General features: G+C 72.8%; 2 protein-coding genes and 1 pseudogene. 2 read left to right on the forward strand and 1 reads right to left on the reverse strand.

What is annotated here, in order from left to right; all coding sequences use genetic code 11:
* Positions 1-157: 157 nt before the first annotated feature.
* Positions 158-352, reverse strand: a complete 195-nt coding sequence (locus ACWFR4_RS49060) for a hypothetical protein (protein ID WP_383079378.1) — start codon at positions 350-352, stop codon at positions 158-160.
* A gap of 77 nt (positions 353-429) precedes the next feature.
* Here ACWFR4_RS49060 and ACWFR4_RS49065 point away from each other — a divergent pair, with 77 nt between their 5' ends.
* On the forward strand, positions 430-774 hold the full coding sequence (locus ACWFR4_RS49065) for a hypothetical protein (protein ID WP_453658515.1): 345 nt from the start codon (positions 430-432) through the stop codon (positions 772-774).
* Positions 775-924: 150 nt separating this feature from the next.
* A pseudogene (locus ACWFR4_RS49070) lies at positions 925-1,178 on the forward strand (hypothetical protein); the annotation flags it as partial.

Consider the following 1,178-nt stretch of genomic DNA (forward strand, 5'->3'; position numbering starts at 1 on the left):
ACCCGGCACATTCGGGTGGCGGTCTCGTGCGTGTGGGTGGCGGTGGTCCGGCGGTGCCGGGTGGCGGTCGACGACGGGCGTCCGCCTGCCGCGCACTTCGGCCGGCGGACCACCCCCGGCCGCGAGATTGGAACGATCTCGTATAACTTGCTCCGCTTCAGCGGCCCGGAGACGTGCGCCGTCGCCGTCGGAATCGGATGAGCGTCGCCGCCAGCTCGGGGAGCGCGCGAACGACGGCGACGACGTCGCGGCGGTCGGCGCGAACGATCGCGGTGACGCAGACGAGCGCCGCGCAGAGCACGGCCAGGCCGACGAGGAACAGCGGGATCAGCAGCGGGTCAATCGTGGGCATCGAGGGGCCTCCGGTGAGTTGGGATCGTCACGATGGAGGGCGCGGGGGTTAGCCCCGCAACTCCCCTCCACCCCTTCGTGGGCCCGGGGCGGATCGGACAGGACCGGACCGGCCGCGCCGTGCTGCTCGTGCTCCTGGTGCTCGTCGTCGTACGTCATGTCGGAGACGTACGGCGGGTGTCGGTGACGTACGCGGCGACGGCGGCCGGGGTCGAGGAGGGGAAGCCGCGGGAATGTGCCGGCGCTTTCGTCGTCGTGCTCCTGGTGCTCGTCGTCGTGCAGCTGCTCGACGGCGGCGCGGGGGAGCCGAGCGCAGCGGCCACACGATCCCCGCCCGGTCACCCGGCGCGCTCAGCAGAGGGTCAGGGCGGGGATGTCCGAGCACTCACCACGGCCCACGGGCGGTGCGACCTGCGGTGGTGAGTGGCGAGTCGCCGGACGGCTCCAACCCTCTGCGCAACGTCCGCTGCGACGTCGTGCGCAACGCCCGTCTCGCCCCCCGCTACAACGCTGCGCGGCGTTCGTTGAGGCGCGGCGATTCGGGCCGTCGGGTCGTGATGCAAGGGTGTGGGGATGAGCGAGGAGATCGAGGGAGCCGAGGAGCGCACGCTGTGCGCCTGGTGCGGGACGGAGTTCCGGCAGTCCGGTGTCGGCCGGACGCGGGCCTACTGCCGCCGGAGCTGCCGTCAGCGGGCGTACGAGGACCGCAAGACGGCGGCCGCGACCCGCGAAGCGGTGGTCGTGGCGGTCGCCGCTGTGATGGCTCGCGGCCAGCAGCGTGCCGTTTCGTCACGTGACACGAGCGGAGCAGCCGACCGGTCGTCACG

The organism is Streptomyces sp. NPDC055140 (genome assembly GCF_053607285.1).

Bases quoted from the DNA above. Each gene is read 5' to 3' on its own strand.
- ACWFR4_RS49060 (WP_383079378.1), bottom strand. From the start codon at position 352: ATGCCCACGATTGACCCGCTGCTGATCCCGCTGTTCCTCGTCGGCCTG.